This is a genomic window from Gryllotalpicola reticulitermitis, from assembly GCF_042651345.1.
Lineage (GTDB): Bacteria > Actinomycetota > Actinomycetes > Actinomycetales > Microbacteriaceae > Gryllotalpicola > Gryllotalpicola reticulitermitis.
In genome coordinates this window covers 254,269-275,310 of sequence record NZ_JBHSCN010000005.1, presented here as the reverse complement: position 1 = coordinate 275,310, position 21,042 = coordinate 254,269, and the positions used below count along the sequence as shown (strand labels likewise).

Genomic DNA, 21,042 nt, shown 5'->3' with positions numbered 1-21,042 from the left:
TCAGCCATCAAGCGGAACGGAGCCGATGTCTTGTATCTAAGTTGTATCCTAGCACTCAGGCCGGGCTCGCCCGGACGTGCACTCCTCACGCACCCAATCGCAACCCCCTGGCGCGCAGGGCGCCAGCTGTTTTACTTGTCAATAGAGGTGACGTGATGCGCGCAGTGTTTCAACAGGAGCTGAGTTCGGTTCAGGACGGTCTGGTGCTGATCTCCGACCTCGTGCTCGACGCTATCCGCAACGCCAGCACGGCGTTCAACACCGCAGACATCGCACTCGCCGATCAGGTGATCAGCGGCGACCCGGCGATCGACAGACTCTCGATCGAGCTGGACGAGCTGTCCATCCAGATCCTCGCTCGCCAGGGGCCCGTCGCCCGAGATCTTCGTGTCGTGGTCGGCGCGCTTCGAATGAGCGCGCTGCTCGAACGCATGGGTGACCTCGCCCGCCACCTCGCTCAGCTCACCCGGCGCCACTACCCCGAACATGTCGCACCCGACGCCCTCCGCGACATCTTCATTGAGATGGCCGCTCAAGACATTCGGACCGCCGAGCTTCTGAATCGCCTGCTGCGCACACAGGACTTGGAGCTCGCCGAGCAGTTGATCGAAGACGATGCGCGCACGGATGCGCTTCACCGGAGCGTCTTCGACGCGGTCCTGCGCGCCGACTGGACCGGAACCACCGAGCAAACGGTCGACGTCACCCTCGCGACTCGGTTCTTCGAGCGCTTCGGAGACCAGGCCGTGTCCATCGCCAAGCGTGCGCAATACCTCTCGACCGGCGAGTGGGTGATGTCGCGCAGGTGAGCAGGCGCTTGCGCGCGGGCCGCTCAGGCTCAGCCCCGCAGAACGGCCGCAGCCGAGATCACCGCATCCCGTCAGAGGGTCACACCGAGATCGTCGAGGGCCGCGTTGAATTCCGGGACGGCGGTCGGCGCGATCTCGACGAGGTTCGCAACGGACCGGAAGCGTGGCTCAGTCACACCGGCGCCGCTTCGGCAAGTACGCGCGCGCGAAATGAAGCCGGGAGCGCCTTCGGTGTCACTACGTCGACTGGCACACCGAGCGGCGCGCGCCGCCGAACCGAACACTCTCGGGTTCGATGCGCGGTGGGCGAGAACCACTGAGCGCACCTCGCGATGCGTTTCGAGCCCAAGCGACGGCTTCACGGGCGCGCCTCCTCTCGTCCCCATGGCGGCATGTCCGAATGGAGACCGCCCCGTGTCAGGCTTGGGCTCGTGAGCATCGAGACGGTCGAACGTCGCAGCGGGCCGGACGCGCGCCGCATCCTCGACGCACTTCCCGACTGGTTCGGCGATCCCGTCGCCGTTGACAACTACGTCGCTGCAGCCGAGGACACCGGCTACGGGAGCATCGTCGCTGTACACGACGGTGCAGTAGTAGGCATTGCGCTCACTCGTCGGCACTTCCATGAATCCGCCGAACTCCACCTCATTGCGGTGCACCCGCGTGCTCGGGGCCGCGGCGTAGGCCGGCTGCTCGTTGAGCGAGTGTCTTCGGACCTGGAAGCCGACGGCTGCGTGATGTTGTCCGTCCACACGGTCGGCCCGTCCTTCGACAACGCCGCCTACGCGCAGACCCGAGGGTTCTACCGCAAAGTCGGGTTCACGCCGCTGGAGGAGCATGACGGACTCGATTGGCCGGGGCCGACGCTCATCCTCGTTCGCCCGCTGCTTGGTCCACGACGCCGCTCAGGAATAAGTCCAGCGCCGCCGCGAGTTGCCATTCCCGACGAAGAATGCAGGCCCGAATAGCGTGACGGGGTGGACGTGCTCTCTTTGGAAGATGGCCACGTGGTCGAGCTCGGCGAGCGGACCACAGGCGGAACGAAGAACGAGACCCGCTACGGCACGATCGGAACACGCGCGGTCGTGGTGAAGATCCAGCGCGCGCACGGCCGGCTTCGCAATGAAGAAGCGGCCTTGGATTTCTTGGCCGCGGCGGGGGTGCGGGTACCTCGCGTCGTCGTCTCGGGCACCACGCCAGACGGGTATCCATACCTCGTCATCACACGTGAAAACGGGGTGCGCACCACCACGCCTGAGGGATGGTGGAGATTCGGCCGAGATCTCGCGTCTCTGCTCGACGTGAGCACGGATTCGTGTCCGCTCCCGTGCATCACGGCCGCCGAGTTCGTCACCGATCATCGGGATCGGTTGAACCTCGTCCGTCCTCTACTGACGCGGGCGCTTGCAGACGAAATCGACAAGGCCATTGCGGTGGTCAGCGGCACTACGCGGCTGGTCGTGACGCACGGTGACCCCGGAAGCGGCAATTACCTCGATCCCGGCGACAACGATGGGGTCGGTGTCCTCCTGGACTGGGAAACCGCGTCGGTGTCCCCATTCGGCCTCGACCTGGGACGCGCGGCGTTCATCGGTCTCATGGATCTTGGCCGCAGCGGCATCCCCGACCAGCTGGCGACCGCACTATAGGCGAGCGGGCCACGCGAGCTTAGGCCGATCGGCTTGGGCCGCTGATCAGCCAGTGGTGGCCGAAGGGGTCGACGACGCGTCCCTGTCGAACCCCGTAGGGCTGGTCGGCCACAGGGAACATCTCCTCGGCTCCTGCCGCGACCGCGCTGGCGGCCACGCTGTCGGGGTCGTCGACATCCAGATGGATGCGCACGGTTGTGCCGCCCGCGGCCGGCGGACTCAACGTGCGCAACTCCGGGCTTTCCGTCGCCACCCCGACGGGTTGCCCATCGATTGACAACACCGCGACCTGTGAGCCGTCGTCGGATCGGAATCGTTCCATCGATTCCTCGGCGCCGAACACATCCACGTAGAACGCGACGGCTGCGTCGACGTCTGTGACCGCCAGGAATGGCCAGATGCTCGTCATGCCGCGACCGTACTCGCGGGCATCGGTCGCCGAAAGCGGTATCCGAGCGCACGCGCAACGGAGGCTCCCCTTGCGGCACCATTGGTCACGGCATCCGTGATGCATCGTCTTAGGGGTCGTAGCGTCCTTCGCGAGCTATCTGGGGCAGATTGGAGCGATGACGCCTTCTTCACCGCCGCTCGCGCTCGTCGTGATCGCGGGACCGCAGGCATCGGGCAAGAGCACGGTCGCGGTGGCTCTTTCCGAAGCGTTGCGCCGAGCAGGCGAAAGCGTCGCCCTGGTGGAACTGGATCGGATCGCCGCAATGGCCCTTCCGACCCTGCCGAGCTGGGACACCGCGCATCACGTGTTCGAGCTGGTCGTCGCCCGCTGGGCTCGCTCGGACCTGAGCTGCGTCATCGCCGAGGGGTCAGGGGCAGCCGAGGAAGTGGCACGGTTGCTCGCTCAACTCCCCGAGGGCGCGGTGGCGGTAACGGCTGTCACCACGGCTCCATTCGACCTTGCGCTCGTGCGGGCGCAAGCGGACCCGACGAGAGGAATCTCGCGGGAGCGCAGTTTTCTCTACGAGGTCTACGAGCGCTGGTCGCACGAGGTCGACCGGATCGAGTCAGACGTGCTCCTCAACACTGCTGATCTGGACCCTGACCAATGCGTTGAGCGCGTCATGGATGCCATTGCTGCCGCTCGAGCAGCAGGCGACCTCGGTTGAAGAGGAAATGATTTCACGTGCGGACAGCGAATGCTGCATCGATGGCATCCCTGAACGGCGCGGCCGCGTTGGCCTCTGTCCAGGAGGCGAGTGCGGCGTCCAGGCATGCGAATGCTCTGCCGACCAGTGTGCGAGCGGGTAGATCACCGAACCTGGGGTCGCCGTCGAGGTGCTCGTTGATGAGCGGGGTGAGCAGGGCCGACCACGTGAGGTGCTTCTCGAGGTTTCGTGCACGCAGTGACGCTGCGCTGTAGATGACGCGCATCGTTCTCAGCCACTTCTCCGGCCGGGCGTCGATCTGCTCGGCGCCGTCGCGCATGCCGTGGTGCAGTGCCTGCCAGGGGGTCTCTTCGAGCAGGCGCTGAGCGACGTTGTCTCGGAGCTTGGCACCACCGACCACGAGGTCGCGGATTACGGCCTCTTCCTTGCTGGCGTAGTAGCGGAAGTAGCTGCGTGATGAGATGCCGACGGCGGTCACGATGTCTTCGATCGTCGTCTGCTCGAACCCGTTCTCGTCGAAGAGGATGAGCGCTTGCTCGGCAATGCGTTCGCGGACTGCTTCGCGTGTGATCTCGCGCAGTCCGCCCGCTTGCGACGGTCGAGCATTCATGAGCTAAGCATATCGCGCCGAATATGGCAGACTGTGTCACAAACGACGTATTGTGCTGATTACGGCAAGGAAGGACGCATGATGAAGACACGTACACTCGGCCGGCAGGGCTTGACCGTGTCCGAGGTGGGCTACGGCGCGATGGGGCTCGTCCTGGGCTACGGGCCGACCGATGAGGCTGAGGCCACAACCGCGATCACCAAGGCGCACGAACTGGGCGTGACTCTCTTCGACACCGCCGAACTGTACGGGTGGGGAGAGGGCGAGAAGTTCCTCGGCCGGGCCGTGAAAGGTTTCCGCGATGAGATCGTGCTCGCGACCAAGTTCGGCTTCACCCGCGAGTACGGCTATGACAGTCGCCCGGAGCATGTCCGGGAAGTCATCGACAACAGCCTGGGGTATCTGGGGGTCGACCACATCGACGTTGTCTATCAACACCGGGTCGATCCGAACGTACCCATCGAGGACGTTGCCGGCGCCGTGAAGGAGTTCATCGACGCAGGCAAAGTCAGTTACTTCGGCCTGAGTGAGGCCGGACCGAATACGATCCGCCGCGCTCACGCTGTTCAGCCGGTGTCCGTCGTGCAGACCGAGTACTCCCTGTTCACCCGCGAGGTGGAGACGGTGTTTCCCACCCTGGAGGAGCTCGGTATCGGATTCGTTCCGTATTCGCCGCTCGCCCGAGGTCTCCTTACCGGCGGCCTGAAAAAGTCGACCGCGGACTACGACAGCACCGACAGCCGCAGCTCGGGCTCCGGCTCGCGCCTTCCCTGGTGGCAGCCCGGAAACTTCGAGAGGAATTACGACATCGTCCAGCGACTCACGGCAATCGCCGAGAGCAAAGGCGCCACGATCTCCCAGCTCGCGCTCGCGTGGCTCCTCGCTCAGCGCGACTACATCGTGCCGATCCCCGGTACCCGGAATGCCGCACGAGTCGCTGAGAACATCGCGGCTACAGATCTGCGTTTGAACTCCGACGACCTCGCAGCCATCGAGACGGCCATCGGGGACGGGCCCTACGGTGCCCGCAACAGCGAAGGCGTCCAGTGGGACTGAACTAACCGATAGGTCCGCCGGGGCGCTGACCGTCACCTCGCGAGCGGCCCCGGCGCATCGCGGCGTCGACGGATCGTCTCAACGGCGTCGGCCAGAAAGCTCCACTCCCTCGAGAACCTCGGACGCAGTCGTGGTGGCTTCGAAGCCCGAGACGAAGGGACCAACAGGGCCGGTCATGATGCCTGCTTGACGTGGTGGCTCGTGTCTCCGACGAGGTCGGTGCTGACCTCACGGGCCGCGAAGCGCCACTGACCGTGGTAGAGCTCGAAGGCATCGCGGTATCGGCCGGACGCCACCGGCTGCAGGGGGAGGTCGTCGGTCTGCTGGAAGACCGTGAAGTACGAACGCGAACTCGCGGTTCCGGCGTCCGCGTCGACCTCGATGATGAGGTTCGTGGTCACGTGCCGAGTGCGCGGAGTGCCGTCCGGATATGTCTGCAGGACGGCCGCGGCCAATTCTTCGATGTCGGCTTTGCCACGAGCAGCCGCTGTCCCGAGGTTGAACTCGGCGGCGTCCAACAGCTCGCCGAGCCCGGTGAAGTCCCCGTCATCGACGAGAAAGGCGTAGCGGGCGATGAGGTTCTCGATGGCGCGTTCGGCGCTGGGCATGGTTGTGTCTGCTTTCTTTGATCGATGATGCAGGGCGAGGGCCTCAGTCGGCCTCGCGCAGCGCGGCGCGGTAGGAGGCGATCTTCGCCTCGATCGCCTCCAGGTGCTGAGCGATCCTGCGCTGCTCCGCGATGACGTGCTCGCGATGCTCTTCGAGCAACCGCAGCCGCTCGGCATCCGCACCCGGGGTGCGGTAAAGCTCGGCCATGCGGCGCAGGCCCGCAATCGGCATCCCGGTCTCGCGCAGCATCACAAGCCCAGCAATCCAGGCCAGATCGCGGGCGGTGTACCGGCGACGCCCGGAGGCGTCTCGGGCCGTGGGCTCAAGAAGGAGATCCTCCCTCTCGTAGTACCGCAACGTGTCCGGCGTCACCCCACATGCGTGCGCCGCGTCACCGATTGCGAATCCCGCCAACGGAACCCGGACGGGCGCATGCGGCAGCAGCAGGTCACTCACACACCCAGCCTGCGACGTGGAGCGCACTCCATGTCAAACCAGGCGCCAACACAGAACGGACCGACATCGCTGATTTCTCAACGATCTGAGGCCGTATGCACGGAGCCGCCTAAGGGAATCGAACCCTTGACCTATTCATTACGAGTGAATCGCTCTGCCGACTGAGCTAAGGCGGCGCGGGGCGATCACTCACCCACACGTCAAAAAGTCTACAGGAGTGCCGCGGGCCGCGGAAATCCGCTCACCGCCAGCCGCGCCGACGCGACGACGCCCGTGAGACGGGCCCGCGACAGGCGCTATCCGAAGGTGAACGAGTACCCCTGCAGCCCTGGTGAGAGGCTGATCGTCACGGTTCCGTCCCTCGGGGTCGAGTTCGAGGCGACGGTATAGATGTCGGGCGCTCCTGACACGGTGATCTTCGTCGACTTGCCGCCCGCGGTGACGGTAAGCGTTCCTGTTCCGCCGACATCGAGGTAGACCTTCGAAGCGTGGTACGCGAGGCGGATGCCGGCGCCCGATCCGGCCGTGATCGACTCAGTGCCGAGCGTCCACTTCCCCGTCAAGGCGTAGGTCTGGCTCTTCAGCGACTTCGGGTACGCGTAACTGCGGGTTCCCGACGAATACGAGCCGGTCCCGCCGTAATACTGCTCGCGCTGATCGCCGAGGTAGGTCTCGGGCGACTGCTGCGCGTCCTGCGGAGTCGTATCGGCGACCTTGGTCGCGGCAGGCAGGACGATGCCCGGATCGGCTGCTGTCAGCAATTGCCGGATCTCTGACTCCTCCTGCCCGTAGTCGCCCTCGCCGACGCTGACATGGCGGATCTTCCCCGTCGCGTCGATGAGGTAACTGGCGGGCCATGACTGGTTGTCGTAGGCCGTCCACGTGGCGTCCTGATCGTCGATCGCGATCGGGAAGGTGAGTCCGAGCCGTTTCGCACCGGCTTCGACGTTCGCCGGCACCTGTTCGAAGGCGTACTCAGGGGTGTGCACTCCGACGACGACGAGCCCGTCGGCGGCATAGGTCTTCGCCCACGCCTCAGCGTGCGGCAGTTCGCGCTGGCAGTTGATGCACGAGTACGCCCAGAAGTCGACGAGGACAACCTTGCCCTTGAGCGCGGCAAGACTGAGCGGCTTGTCGTCTGACGTGTTGAGCCACTGACGGATGCCGGTGAACGCCGGCGCCGCACCGCAGTCCTCGAGGCCCTCCCCGCCGTAGTAGGCCGCGGTCTGGCAGGCCTGCAGGGAACCGCCCGCCGCGCTGCCGGACGAGGCCGCCGTGCTCACGCCTTTCTCGAGCGAGTTGCCGAGCGCCTGGGTGTAGTTGGGAATGTACCGTTGCACGGCATCCGTCACGTTGAAGGTGAGCGCGACCGCGAGAGCGATCATCACCGCACCGCTCACGGTTCGGATGACGCGCTGACGGCGCCGGAACGCGCGCAGCCGGGTGGTGAGCTGGCGCCCCGCGAGGGCGAAGACGAGCAGCGGGATCGCGGTGCCGACGGCGAACGCCAGCGTGAGAGCCAGGGTGCCCGCACCGAAGCGGCCGGTCGCCCCGGCCACCGTGATCGCCGCGAGCACTGGCCCGGCGCATGGCACGAAGACCGCGCCGAGGGCGAGGCCGAGCACGAATCCGCCGCGGTCGGTGCGCACCTGGCGTTGCGGGATGCGCGAGAACGGCCTCTCGATCAGCCGCTCCAGCGACGGCACGATCATGGCGAGTCCCAGCAGCACGAGCACCACGAGCCCGAGCCAGTGGATCAGCCCCGCCGGCAGATGCAGCAGGGACAGCACGAGAGTGCCGAACAGGGTGAACACGGCGAAGCTCAGTGTGAGCCCCGCGATGACGAGGAACGGGCGCGCGCGACCCGCGACTACCCGGTGCCCCAGCCGATCGCGGGGCGCTTCATTCCACTCGACAGCGGCCCGGTTGGGGGACGCGCCGCCGAAGAAGACCACGGGAAGCACGGGCAGGATGCAGGGCGAGATGCCCGTCAGCAATCCGCCGAGAAACCCGACCAGAACCAGCGTCACAAAGATGAGGCAAGCACCAGATGTTGTGAGCTTCCCCTGGCCCGCGATTAGGCTCCGCTGACCGCGGCGGGCAACGCCCAGACAGGCGCCGCGCGGACTGCGAGGGTCAGACGTTCACCTGCGACGACAGCAGGTGCAGCTGCTCGAAGGAGCGCTTCACGCACTCCCCCAGGCGGCCCGCTCCGCCCCGCTCGACCCAGGTGCCCCATGCGTGGCGCATGCCCGCGAATGACACCAGCACGACGAGGCGAGCCCGCTCGCGCAGCTCGGTCTCATCGCCGGCGAGGCTCGGGTCGAGGGTGAGAAGGCGCTTCGAGACGAGCTCGGTCATCTGGTTCGAGAGCTCGTCCATGCTCTCCATGCGCTGCCGGAACAGCTGTGGGTAGCGCAGCATCAGCTGCATGCGGCGTTCCTGCAGCTCATGCGCAGCGCGCGTGTCTTCGTCGGTCTTGCTGTCGATGAACGCGGCGAGCAGAAGACGGATGCCGTCGAGAATCGACTCGTCGGCCGACGCTGTGAGGAACGCGGCGACCTTCTCGGGTTCGGGGCCCTCAGGGGCGTGGCCGATGACCGCGGCCTCTTTGGAGGGGAAGTAGTTGAAGAAAGTGCGGGGCGAGACATCCGCTTGCTCCGCGATCTCATCGACGGTGACGTTCTCGTAGCCTCGATCGAGCGACAACTCGATCGCCGCGCGTTCGATGCCCTGCCGGGTCGCCGTGCGCTTCCGCTCACGCAAGCCGGGTTCTTTGAGGTCGGTCACCTCTCCATTATCGTTGCAGTCCCTGCAAACTTGCACCACGTGAGCACGCGCGAACCCGCGGCCGCGCGCTTCAACGGGTCAGCAGTTCGGGTCGCTGGCCGGCACCGTGCCGTGGACGAAGTAGTTGTCGACCGCGTTGCTCACGCACGAGTTCGATCGCCCGTATGCCGTATGGCCCGAGCCGTGCCACGTGATCAGGTGGCCGTTCTGCAACTCGTGGGCGAGGTTCACCGACTGCTGGTACGGGGTAGCCGGGTCGTTGGTGGTGCCGAGCACCAGGATCGGCGCCGAGCCTGCGGCCGTCACCGGCGCCGGCGTGCGCACCGGCTTCACCGGCCAGCCCGAGCAGGCGATGCCGCCGTAGCTGAAGAACGGCCCGACCACCGGATACGCCGCCGCCAGCTGCGCGGCCTGCGCCTGCATGTGCCCGAGATCTGTGTCGAAGGTGTAGTCGAGGCAGTCGATCGCCTGGAAGGCGACGACGGTGTTGACAGTGTATGCGCCGGCCGCCGTGCGGTTGTTGTACTGGTCGGCCAGCTCGAAGGCGACCTTCGCACTGCCGTTCGCAACGTCTTTGAACAGCACGTCGAGCGCCGGCCACGACGCGGTGCTGTACAGCGGGAAGATGATCGCCGTCTCGAGCGTGCCGGCCCCGAGCAAGCGCCCGTCAGAGTTCTTGATCGGGTGCGCCTGCACCTGATTGAGCAGCGCCGACACGTCGCTCAGCACACTGCTGACGGAGCCACGGAACGGGCAGGTCTTGTCTTGAGTGAGGCACCACTGCGCGTAGGCCTTGAGGTTGGATTCGAAGCCGCCCGCCTGCAGCGTCGTGAGGTCGTCGAAGCTCGATGCCGGGTCGACCACGCCGTCGAGCGTCATGCGGCCGACGTTCTTGGGGAACATGCCGGCGTAGATCGCACCGATCATCGTGCCGTAACTGAAGCCGAGGTAGTTGAGCTTGGGGTCGCCGACGTCGCTGCGCAGCATGTCGAGGTCGTGCGCAGTACTCGCGGTATCAACATGGCCGAGCAGGGAGCCCGTGTTCTTGAGACACGCGGCCCCGAGCGCCGCCGTCTCTTTCTCGCTCGCAGCCCGCCACTGCGCGCTGCCGCGCGCGCCCGGCAGGATGCCGTAGACGTAGTCGTCGAGCTGCTTGTCGTCGTAGCACTTGACCTCGGTGGACTGGCCGACCCCGCGCGGGTCCCACCCGATGACGTCGTAGTTCTGCTGCAACTGCGCGGACGTGTTGCCCGTGCCCTGTCGCACGAAATCGACACCAGACTCGCCAGGGCCGCCCGGATTGGTGAACAGCGACCCGATCGCGTGCCCCTTCGCAGGCTTCTGGATCAGCGCGAGGTGGATCGGTGCGCCCTGCGACGGATGGCTCCAGTCGATCGGCGCCTCGGCCGTCGTGCACTGGAACCCGCCGCCGCAGTCTTTCCACACGAGATGCTGCGTGTAGTACTTCTGCGTCGCGGCCGCATCGGCCGGCGTTTGCGTCGGCGACGACGAGACACCGGTCTGCACCGGAGTCGACGTCTTGGTCGGCAGCTTCGGGCTCAGCGATGTGCAGCCTGCGAGCAGTGCGATCGACGCCACGAAGACGGCGAGTGCGCGGAACCCACGCCGGCGTACCCCGCCCCGCATGACGCCGGACCGAGACCGCCGCGACTCCCGTGCGCGCACGCCGCCGCCGGTCATGCCGCCACCGGCACGTGGATCGCGGCCGTGAGCATCGCCTCGAGCGCGAGCGTCGGGTTCACGTTGGCGTCGATGCGGGTGCGCGCTTCGGTGATCGCATCCATCAGATGCAACGCCCGCGCGGGAGTGGTCCGCGCGGCGTACTCGCCGAGCTGAGCCACTCGCTCGACGTTCACGAGCGGCGCCTCGCCGCCCAGCTGCAGCATCATGACGTCGCGGTAGAGAGACAGCAGATCGACCAGAATCCGGTCGAGACCGTCGCGCAAGCTGCGCGTCGCGCGCCGCTTCTGGTCCTCTTCGAGAGCACGTAGCTGCGAGCGCAGCGCCGGCGGCACCGTGCCCCCGGGCGCGATGCCCATCGCCCGCAACGCGTCTTCGCGCTCTTGCGCGTCACGTTCCTCGGTGATGGCCTTGCCGTCTTCCGCGGCGATCTGCACAAGGCGTGCCGCGGCGAGCACGGCGGACGACACCGAACGGATGCCGAGCGCCAGGTCGATCGTCTCGTCACGGCGCGCTCGCGCCTCGGCGTTGGTCGCGAGCCGTCTCGCCATGCCGATGTGCGACTGCGCGTGTCGCGCGGCCTGCTCGGCGAGAGTCGGCTCGATGCCGTCGCGCCGCTCGAGAAGCGCAGCGACGTCTGCGACCGACGGCACCGTGAGCCGCACGGTGCGCACCCGTGAGCGGATGGTCGGCAGCAGGTCGGCATCGCTCGGCGCGCACAGCACCCACACGGTGCGCTCCGGCGGCTCTTCGAGCGACTTGAGCAGCAGATTGCTGGTGCGCTCGGTCATGCGATCAGCGTCTTCGATCACCATGACGCGGTACCGGCCGACCGAGGGCGAGTACTGCGCGGAGCGCACGAGCTCGCGCACCTCGTCGATCGTGATGATCACCTTTTCCGTCGCGAGCACTGACAGGTCGGGGTGGGTACGCGCCTGCACCTGACGATCGGTCACCGGGTCGCCGTCGGGGCCTGCGCTGCTGAGCAGAGCGCTCGCGAAGGCGAAGGCGAGGTTCGAGCGACCCGAGCCGGGCGGCCCGGTCAGCAGCCACGCGTGCGTCATGGCACTCGAGACCCCGGCGGCGGCGCGCAGCTCGGCAATGGCCTGCCGCTGCCCCGTCAGCTCTGCCCACACGCTCATCACAGTCAGACTACGGGGTGCCTCGGACAACGCTCCGAGTTGCCAACAGGCTCATAACCCGCTCACGGATCGCCGCCGCGATCTCGTCGGGCGGAAGTGTCGCGTCGATCACCAGCCACCGTTGCGGCTCCGTCTCGGCCATGCCGAGGTACGCCGCGCGAATGCGCTGATTGAACTCGACAGCCTCCGCCTCGATGCGATCGAACACCTTCTGCGCCGCGTCGATACGCTGCCGCGCGACGGAGGGATCGAGATCGAGCAGCACTGTGAGCGCCGGGTACAGCCCATCGGTCGCCCACTCCGACACCCGCCGCACCTCTTCGGGGTCGAGCACGCGGCCCGCGCCCTGGAATGCGACCGACGAGTCGATGTACCGGTCCTGCAACACGATCTCACCGCGCTCGAGCGCCGGGCGCACTTTGGTGGCAATGTGATGCGCCCGGTCAGCGGCGAACAGCAGCGCCTCGGCGCGCGGGGCGATATCGCCGCGGTGGTGCAACACGATGTCGCGCACGAGCTGCCCGACCTCCGTGCCTCCGGGCTCTCGCGTCGCGACCACCGTGTGACCGGCATCCGTCAGCCACGCCGCGAGCCGTTCGAGCTGGGTCGTCTTGCCGGAACCGTCGAGGCCCTCGACCGTGACGTACAGACCCGCGGTCACTTCTTGGCTGCCGGCTTGCGGGTGGTGGTCGTCTTCGGGGTGGAGGAAGCGGATGCCCGGCGCGCCGGCTTCTTGGCCGGCCCCTTCGCGCGCTTGTCGGCGAGCAGCTGCACCGCGCGAGCGAAGTCGACGGACTCGAGGTCCTCGCCGCGCGGGATCGTCGCGTTCGTCTCGCCGTCGGTGACGTACGGGCCGAAACGGCCGTCGCGCACGCGGATCGGCTTGCCGCTCACCGGGTCGGCGTCGAACTCCTTCAGCGCGCTCGAAGCGCGGCGCGCGCCGTACTTCGGCTGCGCGAACAGCTCGAGTGCCTGCTCGAGCGTGATGTCGAAGATCTGATCCTCGCCGTCGGGCAGGCTGCGGGTATCGGTGCCCTTCTTGAGATACGCGCCGTAGCGGCCGTTGGCCGCAAGGATCGGCTCACCGGACTCAGGGTCGTTGCCCACCGTGCGCGGCAGCTCGAGCAGCTTGAGCGCCGTCTCGAAGTCGACCGAGTCGACGCTCATGCTCTTGAAGAGCGACGCGGTGCGGGGCTTGGGGGCGGCCGGCTTCTTCGTCGTCTTGCGCTTGGGCTTGGCATCGGATGCCTCGACTTCGGCGACCGTCGTGTCCTCCGCCTCTTCGGGCACCACCTCGGTGACGTACGGCCCGAAGCGCCCGTCCTTCACGACGATCTGCTTGCCGTCGTCGAGCTGGCCGAGAACACGGTCGGACTGTTCGGGAGCCTCGGCGAGTTCGCGGGCCTTGGCCGGCGTGAGCTCGTCGGGCGCAAGATCGGCGGGGATGTTGACGCGACGCGGAGCAGCCTCGGGATTCTCAGGGTCGATGACCTCGAGGTACGGGCCGTAACGGCCGATGCGCAACGTGATGCCCTCGTCGATGGGCGCGGAGTTGACCTCGCGCGCATCGATCTCGCCGAGGTTGTCGACGACACCGCGCAGACCGCGGTGCGCGTCGGTGCCGAAGTAGAACCCCTTCAGCCACTCGCGGCCCTCGTCGTCGCCGTTGGCGATGTTGTCGAGGTCGTTCTCGAGGTCGGCGGTGAAGTCGTACTCGACGAGGTCGCCGAAGTGGTCCTCGAGAAGCTTGACGACCGAGAAGGCGATCCAGTTCGGCACGAGCGCCTGGCCACGAAGTGTCACGTAGCCGCGGTCGATGATCGTCGAGATGATCTGCGCGTACGTCGACGGGCGCCCGACGCCGAGCTCTTCGAGCGCCTTCACCAGGCTCGCCTCCGTGTAGCGCGGCGGCGGCGTGGTCTCGTGCCCCTTCGCTTCGACGGCAGCAGTGGCGAGGCTCTGGCCGACGGTCAACGGCGGCAGCTTCGCCTCGGCCTCGGCGGCGTCGCTGTTGCGCTCCTCGTCACGGCCCTCCTCATAGGCGTGGAGGAATCCGCGGAACGTGATCACGGTGCCAGACGCACTGAACTCGGCGACGGTCCCGTCGAGCACGCCGCCCGACACGCGTGCCTCGATGGCGACCGACGCCGTCGAGCCCTTGGCGTCGGCCATCTGGCTCGCGACGGTGCGCTTCCAGATCAGGTCGTAGAGCCGGAAGTCGTTGCCCGACAGCGACTTGCGCACGTCGTCCGGCGTGCGGAAGACCTCGCCGGACGGGCGGATCGCCTCGTGAGCCTCCTGCGCGTTCTTCGACTTCCCCGTGTAGAGACGCGGCTTGTCCGGAATGGTGTCGGCGCCGTAGAGGGCGGCGGCCTGCGAACGGGCCGCGTTGATCGCCTGCTGAGACAGCGACGGCGAATCCGTACGCATATACGTGATGTAGCCGTTCTCGTACAGCGACTGCGCAACGCTCATCGTCTGGCGCGCGCTGAAGCGGAGCTTGCGCGCCGCTTCCTGCTGCAGCGTCGACGTCGTGAACGGCGCAGCGGGCCGGCGCGAGTACGGCTTGGATTCGACCTTGCTCACCGAGACCGTCGTGGACTCGGAACGGAGAGCGGCGGCGAGCGCCTCGGCGCTCTGCTCGGTGAGAACGGATGCCTGGCCCTTCAGCTGCCCCGCGTCATCGAAGTCGCGCCCCTGCGCGACCCGCGTGCCGTCGAGCCGCTGCAACCGGGCGTCGAAGCTCTGGGCGTCGGCCTCGGGCGCGAACTGCGCGACGAGGTCCCAGTAACCCGCGGAAACGAACGCAAGCCGCTCACGCTCGCGGTCGACGACCAGTCGGGTCGCCGGCGACTGCACGCGGCCGGCCGAGAGGCCGGGCCCGACCTTGCGCCACAGCACGGGACTCACCTCGTAGCCGTACAGGCGGTCGAGCACGCGCCGAGTCTCCTGCGCGTCGACGAGCTCCATGTTGAGATCGCGGGTGTGGTCACGCGCCGCCTCGATCGCCTCGCGGGTGATCTCGTGGAAGACCATGCGCTTCACCGGCACCTTGGGCTTGAGCACCTCGCGGAGGTGCCATGCGATGGCCTCGCCTTCGCGGTCTTCATCGGTGGCGAGGATGAGTTCGTCGGCGTCTTTCAGCTCACGCTTCAGGTCGCTGACGACCTTGGTCTTGCCGTCGGAGACCACGTACCAGGGCTTGAAGTCGTTCTCGACGTCGACGCCGAACTTGCCGAGCGGCCCCTTCTTCTGGTCGGCGGGCAGGTCCTTTGGTTCGATCAGATCGCGGATGTGCCCAACCGAAGCCATCACCGTGTAGCCGTCGCCGAGATACTGCGCGATCGACTTGACCTTCGTCGGCGACTCGACGATGACCAGCTTCTTATTGCCCGCCACCTGGCTCCTTACCTATATATACGAGCGACTACCCGAGCTTGTTGCGGGACGCGACCCGCACGAGCGACCATGAGTGTTTCCGCCCAAGCCTTTGCAGGCTGAGGATACACACACCCGTCGGGGCACTTCCTCGAAACTTTGCATGGCCTGTACGGAAAGAACAGCCTCAGGGGCTGCCCGGCGGACCCGCCCGGGCCTCGGCCGTGAGCCGTAACGATGCCCAGTCGCGCACGACTGCAACCGTTGCGATGAGGTTATCGCTCGAGCAGGCGGTAACGGATGCGTCATTCAACCGCGCCGCCCGCGCCGCGTTCTCGCACGGGTAGCCGACCGAGCGTCCCGACAGCGTGTCGGCGGCCGCGAGCGCCGCTGAATCGGCTGCGTTCTGCACGCCCTGCTGCGCTGCGAGCACCGCGACGGCGAACAGCGCAACACCGGTGACCAGGACCAGTGCGCCGAGCAGACTGACAGCGAGCACCGTGCCGGCGCCGCTCTCTGAAGCGAGCTCGCGCCGCGGTCGCGTGACTGCGTTCACTCGGCGAGTGCTCGTTGGGTCGCCGCCCATTCGGGCACCATTCATTCGGGCATCGTTCATTCGGGCGCCCCGCCCGGCAGCGGCTGCGCGCCGAGGGCACAGGCGCGCGCATTCAGTACGAGCGTTCCGAGGTCGACGGGTCCGAAGCGCGCCGGCCGCGCCAGACTGACGCACACGAAATCGCCGTCAGGCGCGTCGGTGACCACCGTTCCCGCCGCAGCACCGACGACCCGCGCGTGCATCGTTGCTGAATCGTCACCTCTCGCAAGCATCCGTGCAGCGCTCGATGCGAGCGACGTGAGCTGCACCTGCTGAGCCACGACGTTCACCGCACCGACGCAGAGCGCCAACACGAAAACGACCGCGGGCAACACGACGGCGAACTCGGCGGTCACGGTGCCGCGTTCGCCGTCGCCCGCGACGCCGGGTCGGTCAGCCGCCGACCGAGAGTGCACGATGCACCAGATCGGTCAGCATGGTGCGCACCTCGTCGCCCTTCAGGATGATGACGAGCAGCCCGGCGAAACCGACAGCGGCCATGGTGGCGACCACGTACTCGGCGGTGGCAGAGCCGGCATCGCCGGCCACGCCGCGCGCTCGAGCCCAAGCCGTGCGGATTCGATTCATGAGTTCTCCAATCACTGACGAGCGGCGCGGGGCTGGTGTCGATCGTGGCGTGCGCTCTCGCCTCGAGCGGCGGCCGAGGCCCGGATTGTGAGACACCGACCCGGATCGAGTGCTGTGCTGAGCAAGACCCCTCGCAGACGACATGTCTGGCACGATGGTCGGCCCAGCGCTCAGCCGAAGGTGATGCCCGAGTCGACGAAGAGCGCGACGAGCACGGGGACGATGCCCAGCGCCATGAAGGCCGGCAACGCGCAGACGGCGAGCGGGATCATGAGCCGCACGGCGACGGATGCGACGGCCGCCCGGCCCGACGCATCCGCTTCCGCGCGCTGCCGCTCGGCTTCGGCTCGCAACAGCCCCACGGACGGCACGCCGGCACGTGCCGCGAGCTCGAGCACCGCGTCGACCGCATCGACCGCGCCCACCGCTTGCGGGGTGCCCTCACTGAGCTCGGGCGCGTACTCGGCGAGCGCAGCGGCCACCACCTCGCGCGCTCGCGCCACCGAGACTCCGGACCCCATCGCGACGGCGACGAGCTCGGCCTCGAGCCCCGGCGCCAGATCGCGCGGCTCGGCTGCCGCGAGCATGCGACGGCTCCAGCGGCGCGACGCGGTCATCAGGCCGAAGCCGACCACGAGGCACGCCCAGCCGATCGGAGTGGCCGCGAGCACGCGCGGCGTGTCGAACCCGAGGATGAGTCCGAATCCGAGCGCGACGAGCGGCAGCACGCCGACGAGCCGCGCGGTGGCCTTCGGGCCTGAGAACGCGACGCTTAGCTCCCGATGCAGTGCAGCGGCGCGACGGATGCCTGTCGCGAAGCTCTGCAGCGTCGCCGCGAGCGGCGCCCCGGAGCGCATCGCGACCGCCCAGGTCGCCGCGAACAGGCCCCACGCGACAGCTCGGTGCCGCGTGCCGGCAAACGGCGGCGCATTGGCGCACTCGGCCCGAATCGCATCCGCGACGTCGCCCGCTCGCGACGCCGCGTCAGCGGCGGCGCGCACCACCTCCGGCACCGCAAGTCGGCCCGGCCGGGCAATTGGCTGCGGATCGCGGGGCACGGCCGTGAGCGCCGCGGCGCCTGATGCCGATGCCGACGGTGCTGCCGGTGCCGGTGGCGGTGCCGGTGCCGGTGGCGGTGCCGGCGCCGCAAGGAACTGCCAGGCGCGCTCCGGCGCGATGCCCGCGGCGAGCAGCACGCCGAGGCGCTGCGCAACCGCCGCGACATCGTCGAGCGCGGCGGCCGCCGACGTCACGACTGGTCCACGCGCAGCCGGCCGGAGGCATCGGTCGTCATCGCGCCGATCGCAGCCACCACACGCCGCCCCTCGGAGCGCGCGACGTGCACGACGAGATCGACAGCGCTGGCCGCCTGGCGCGCGATCGCGTCGGTGCCGAGGCCCGCGAGCGCTCCCAGCGCCTCGATGCGCGCCGGAACATCGGCGAGCGAGTTCGCGTGCAGGGTCCCGGCCCCGCCGTCGTGGCCGGTGTTCAACGCACTGAACAGCTCGCGGATCTCGGCACCACGGCACTCCCCCACGACGAGCCGGTCGGGCCGCATGCGCAACGCCTCGCGCACGAGGCGCGCGAGCCCGATCTCGCCGGCGCCCTCGAGGTTCGCCTGTCGCGCCTCCAGCGATACGACGTGCGGATGCCGCACCTGAAGCTCGGCCAGATCCTCGACGATGACGATGCGCTCATCAGGGCGTGCGAGCGACAGCAGCGCCGCCAGCAGCGTCGTCTTGCCCGAACCGGTCGCACCGGTGACCAGGACGTTCTTCCGTGCCGCGACGGCGGCGCCGAGCATCCGTCGCTGCGCAGCCGACATCATGCCGGCCGCGGCCAGCTGATCGAGCGAGAGCCCCGCCGCGCGTGGCACGCGAACCGAGATAGTCGTCCCGCCGACCGAGATCGGCGGCAGCGCGACGTGTACACGGATGCCGTTGCCAAGTCGCACGTCGCCGAGGGGCACTCCGTCGTCAACACCTAGAATTTGACAGTAAGGCAACCGCCTCACACGACAAAGCGCCCCCGGCAGCTGGGAAGACTCACCGAGGGCGCATGACATTTGGAGATGTCGAGATCATGACTACCACGAACACCACCGAGACGACCGAAGTCGAGGAAGCCGAGAAGTCGAAGTCCGCGAAGTCGCCCAAGGCCACTGGCCGCAAGGCAACAACCGGGAAGGCGACGAGCGCCACGACCGCGGCGAGCGAGGCACCCGAGCTCCCCTCGGAGGTGCTGGACGAGCTGTCCCGCGCCTGCCTCAGCTACGACAAGGCCGACCGCGCCTCGGTCATCGCACGCCAGCGTGCGATCTTCCTCGCCACCGATGCAGGCGCACCGGCGCGCTGGGTCGCGGCCCAGGCCGCCTGCTCGCCGAGCTACGTCCAGGGGCTCATCAAGGCCCGGCACCGGGTCGAGACGGGCTGGACGCGCCCCAGCCAGACGGCCAAGGCCGCGGCGACCACGCAGGCGAAGCGCGAGGCCGTGGAGGCCTACGTCGCCACCCTCGGCATCCCGAAGGCGAAGGCCGCGGCGGTGGTTGAGGCGATCCTGCACGGCATCCCCAAGGCCGAGCCGGTCGAGGCGGAGCCGGTCGAGGCTCAGCAGGTCAAGCCGGGCGAGGACACCGCATCCTCGGTCGTGCTGGTCGACGGCGTGAAGGTCGCGGAGACGCGGCACGTCGAGGCCGAGGCGTGAGCCCCACGGCCACGGCACAGCGAGGCGGCATCCGAGAGGGTGCCGCCCCGCGGCGTGCCGCGATCTACGCCCGCATCTCCGACGACCGCGAAGGCCGCGAGCACGGCGTCACCCGCCAGCAGGAGGACTGCCGAGCCCTCGCCCGTCGCCTCGGCTACGAGGTCGTGGAGAGCCACGTCCACGTCGACAACGACATCTCGGCCTCGACCAAGAGCAGGAAGAAGCGACCTGCCTACACCTCCATGCTCCAGGCGGCGCGGAGCGGCGAGTTCGATGTGATACTCGCCTACTCGAACTCCCGCCTCACGCGCAGGCCGCGCGAGTTCGAGGATCTCATCGACCTCCACGACGCCCACGGCACCGAGTTCCACACGGTCGTCTCCGGGAACGACGACCTGTCGACCGCGGACGGGCGCATGGTCGCCCGCATCAAGGCATCCGTTGATGCGGCAGAGGCCGAGCGAACGGCGGAGAGGGTGAAGCGGGCGAAGGCGCAGATGGCCGCCCAAGGCGTCTATCGCGGCGGACCGCGTCCCTACGGCTTCGAGACGGGAGGCCTCGAGATCCGCGAGTCCGAGGCCGCAGTCATCCGCTGGGCCGCCCAGTCGGTGCTCGCCGGTCGCTCCCTCGGCAGCCTCACTCGGGAACTCAACGAGCGGGTCGCCCGAGGCGAGCCGGGGACGGCGACGGCGGTGATGCCGCGCACCCGCAAAGTCACCGACCCCGCCACCGGCATCACGACGACGGAGAGCTACACCCCCAAGCCCACCTGGCGATATGGTGCCCTCCGCGACATGCTCCTTCGCCCCCGCAACGCCGGCCTCCTCGCCCACGGCATGCCGGGGAAGAGCCACGCCCGCGCCCTGCCGTACGAGATCGTCGGGGCCGCCGTGTGGCCCGCGATCATCGAGAGGGAGGCGTGGGATGCGCTCGTCGCCGTCCTCGCCGCGCCCGACCGCATGGGCAAGCACGGCTCAGACCCCCGACACCTGCTCTCGGGAATTGCCCGATGCGGCAAGCCCGTCCTCGACGAGGACGGCGCGCCCGTCGTCGACGAGCACGGGGAGCCGGTGCTGTGCGGTGGGGTGCTCCGATGCACGACCCTCGGCGGCACGGCGAAGCGGAACTACCCCAAGCGATGGCTGTATCGATGCGAGACCGGGACGCACCTCACAATCGGCGCGAAGCAGACGGAGGCGTTCGTGACGGAGGCCGTCATCGCCCGCCTCGACGATCCCCGCACCATCGCCGCCCTCGCCCCGGACACCGAGGCGCTGACGCAGGCCGACCGCGACCGCCGCGACGTGCTTCGGGCTCGTCTGGAGGGCTTCGACGCCGACTACGCCGCGGGCGACATCACCGCCTCCCTCCACCGCAAGGCCACCGAGAGGGTGCAGATGGAGCTCGATGAGGTGCAGGCCCGCCTCGACCGCGCGGTTCAGGACCACGCCGCCTCCTCGATCCTGTCGGCGGAGAACCCGGGGAAGGCCTTCCTCGACGCGCCGCTGGATATGAAGAAGGCGGTGATCGCCTCCCTCATGACGATCACGATCGTGCCCGCGAAGACCCGCGGCTCCCAGTGGGACCCCATCCGCATCCAACTCGCCCCGGTCACTCGCGGCACCGCGGCCGCCCCGAGGCCGAGCACCACGGTCGAGGCTGCGGATGCCTCGGCCACGGTCGCGGCGACCGGCTCGGACTAGCTGCCCGCCGTCGCCACGCTTGCTTCTCGCAGACGAAATAGGCCCCTCCTTCCCGAGTGGACGGAGGGGCCTTTCCGTACCCGCAGGGGCGAGCGCGGCGGTGATCGTCTACACTCGACCTCACAGCGGCCTGTG

Annotated in this window: 22 protein-coding genes and 1 tRNA gene; 7 read left to right on the top strand and 16 right to left on the bottom strand. The window is 68.1% G+C overall.

The genetic code is table 11. The features are described 5' to 3' along the window. The first annotated feature begins 155 nt into the window (after window positions 1-155). The 3 genes from phoU (at window position 156) to ACFOYW_RS08460 (ending at window position 2,458) form a co-directional block, all read left to right on the top strand. Window positions 156-809, top strand: coding sequence for a phosphate signaling complex protein PhoU (gene phoU, locus ACFOYW_RS08470; RefSeq protein WP_390228435.1), 654 nt, complete (start codon window positions 156-158; stop codon window positions 807-809). 431 nt (window positions 810-1,240) lie between these two features. Continuing rightward, entirely contained in the window at window positions 1,241-1,777 is a 537-nt protein-coding gene (locus ACFOYW_RS08465) for a GNAT family N-acetyltransferase (protein WP_390228434.1), read from the top strand. A gap of 9 nt (window positions 1,778-1,786) precedes the next feature. Continuing rightward, window positions 1,787-2,458, top strand: coding sequence for an aminoglycoside phosphotransferase family protein (locus ACFOYW_RS08460; RefSeq protein WP_390228433.1), 672 nt, complete (start codon window positions 1,787-1,789; stop codon window positions 2,456-2,458). Between the two features lie 19 nt (window positions 2,459-2,477). On the opposite strand, the gene ACFOYW_RS08455 is transcribed toward ACFOYW_RS08460, so the two are convergent. Beyond that, on the bottom strand, window positions 2,478-2,867 hold the full coding sequence (locus ACFOYW_RS08455) for a VOC family protein (protein ID WP_390228432.1): 390 nt from the start codon (window positions 2,865-2,867) through the stop codon (window positions 2,478-2,480). Between the two features lie 157 nt (window positions 2,868-3,024). Between ACFOYW_RS08455 and ACFOYW_RS08450 the strand changes: the two genes are divergently transcribed. Beyond that, complete coding sequence (locus ACFOYW_RS08450; RefSeq protein ID WP_390228431.1) at window positions 3,025-3,576, top strand: hypothetical protein; 552 nt, start codon at window positions 3,025-3,027, stop codon at window positions 3,574-3,576. A 13-nt stretch (window positions 3,577-3,589) separates the two neighbouring features. On the opposite strand, the gene ACFOYW_RS08445 is transcribed toward ACFOYW_RS08450, so the two are convergent. Beyond that, the gene (locus ACFOYW_RS08445; RefSeq protein ID WP_390228429.1) at window positions 3,590-4,186 is read right to left on the bottom strand and encodes a TetR/AcrR family transcriptional regulator; all 597 of its coding nucleotides are present in this window, start codon (window positions 4,184-4,186) and stop codon (window positions 3,590-3,592) included. Window positions 4,187-4,264: 78 nt separating this feature from the next. Between ACFOYW_RS08445 and ACFOYW_RS08440 the strand changes: the two genes are divergently transcribed. Further along, window positions 4,265-5,242, top strand: coding sequence for an aldo/keto reductase (locus tag ACFOYW_RS08440; RefSeq protein WP_390228428.1), 978 nt, complete (start codon window positions 4,265-4,267; stop codon window positions 5,240-5,242). A gap of 173 nt (window positions 5,243-5,415) precedes the next feature. Here ACFOYW_RS08440 and ACFOYW_RS08435 read toward each other — a convergent pair whose 3' ends face one another. From ACFOYW_RS08435 to ACFOYW_RS08370, 14 genes are all read right to left on the bottom strand, one after another. Beyond that, entirely contained in the window at window positions 5,416-5,850 is a 435-nt protein-coding gene (locus tag ACFOYW_RS08435; protein ID WP_390228427.1) for a nuclear transport factor 2 family protein, read from the bottom strand. Between the two features lie 43 nt (window positions 5,851-5,893). Beyond that, the gene (locus tag ACFOYW_RS08430) at window positions 5,894-6,307 is read right to left on the bottom strand and encodes a MerR family transcriptional regulator (protein ID WP_390228426.1); all 414 of its coding nucleotides are present in this window, start codon (window positions 6,305-6,307) and stop codon (window positions 5,894-5,896) included. Between the two features lie 103 nt (window positions 6,308-6,410). Next, window positions 6,411-6,483: transfer RNA gene (locus tag ACFOYW_RS08425), tRNA-Thr, on the bottom strand. 120 nt (window positions 6,484-6,603) lie between these two features. Next, window positions 6,604-8,337, bottom strand: coding sequence for a cytochrome c biogenesis protein CcdA (locus ACFOYW_RS08420; protein ID WP_390228424.1), 1,734 nt, complete (start codon window positions 8,335-8,337; stop codon window positions 6,604-6,606). A gap of 106 nt (window positions 8,338-8,443) precedes the next feature. Continuing rightward, entirely contained in the window at window positions 8,444-9,097 is a 654-nt protein-coding gene (locus tag ACFOYW_RS08415; protein ID WP_390228423.1) for a TetR family transcriptional regulator, read from the bottom strand. Between the two features lie 78 nt (window positions 9,098-9,175). Continuing rightward, window positions 9,176-10,744 carry an alpha/beta hydrolase gene (locus ACFOYW_RS08410; protein ID WP_390228422.1) on the bottom strand — a complete coding sequence of 523 codons (1,569 nt, stop codon included), beginning with the start codon at window positions 10,742-10,744 and terminating at the stop codon, window positions 9,176-9,178. A 50-nt stretch (window positions 10,745-10,794) separates the two neighbouring features. Further along, on the bottom strand, window positions 10,795-11,940 hold the full coding sequence (locus tag ACFOYW_RS08405; protein WP_390228420.1) for a DNA polymerase III subunit delta': 1,146 nt from the start codon (window positions 11,938-11,940) through the stop codon (window positions 10,795-10,797). A gap of 10 nt (window positions 11,941-11,950) precedes the next feature. After that, entirely contained in the window at window positions 11,951-12,601 is a 651-nt protein-coding gene (tmk, locus tag ACFOYW_RS08400) for a dTMP kinase (protein WP_390228419.1), read from the bottom strand. Next, window positions 12,598-15,339, bottom strand: a complete 2,742-nt coding sequence (gene topA / locus ACFOYW_RS08395; RefSeq protein ID WP_390228418.1) for a type I DNA topoisomerase — start codon at window positions 15,337-15,339, stop codon at window positions 12,598-12,600. Before topA ends, tmk begins: the two co-directional genes overlap by 4 nt. A 166-nt stretch (window positions 15,340-15,505) precedes the next feature. Then, on the bottom strand, window positions 15,506-15,874 hold the full coding sequence (locus ACFOYW_RS08390; protein WP_390228417.1) for an Rv3654c family TadE-like protein: 369 nt from the start codon (window positions 15,872-15,874) through the stop codon (window positions 15,506-15,508). A 56-nt stretch (window positions 15,875-15,930) separates the two neighbouring features. Next, window positions 15,931-16,269, bottom strand: coding sequence for a TadE family type IV pilus minor pilin (locus ACFOYW_RS08385; RefSeq protein ID WP_390228416.1), 339 nt, complete (start codon window positions 16,267-16,269; stop codon window positions 15,931-15,933). A 37-nt stretch (window positions 16,270-16,306) separates the two neighbouring features. Next, entirely contained in the window at window positions 16,307-16,501 is a 195-nt protein-coding gene (locus tag ACFOYW_RS08380; protein WP_390228414.1) for a DUF4244 domain-containing protein, read from the bottom strand. A 170-nt stretch (window positions 16,502-16,671) separates the two neighbouring features. Further along, window positions 16,672-17,754 carry a type II secretion system F family protein gene (locus tag ACFOYW_RS08375; RefSeq protein ID WP_390228413.1) on the bottom strand — a complete coding sequence of 361 codons (1,083 nt, stop codon included), beginning with the start codon at window positions 17,752-17,754 and terminating at the stop codon, window positions 16,672-16,674. Beyond that, a complete protein-coding gene (locus ACFOYW_RS08370) occupies window positions 17,751-18,470 on the bottom strand; it encodes a CpaF family protein (protein ID WP_390228412.1) in 720 nt (239 codons plus the stop codon). The genes ACFOYW_RS08375 and ACFOYW_RS08370 overlap by 4 nt, the downstream gene beginning before the upstream one ends. A gap of 113 nt (window positions 18,471-18,583) precedes the next feature. Between ACFOYW_RS08370 and ACFOYW_RS08365 the strand changes: the two genes are divergently transcribed. Continuing rightward, window positions 18,584-19,204, top strand: a complete 621-nt coding sequence (locus tag ACFOYW_RS08365) for a hypothetical protein (RefSeq protein WP_390228411.1) — start codon at window positions 18,584-18,586, stop codon at window positions 19,202-19,204. Further along, the gene (locus tag ACFOYW_RS08360) at window positions 19,201-20,907 is read left to right on the top strand and encodes a recombinase family protein (protein WP_390228410.1); all 1,707 of its coding nucleotides are present in this window, start codon (window positions 19,201-19,203) and stop codon (window positions 20,905-20,907) included. Before ACFOYW_RS08365 ends, ACFOYW_RS08360 begins: the two co-directional genes overlap by 4 nt. Window positions 20,908-21,042: the final 135 nt, after the last annotated feature.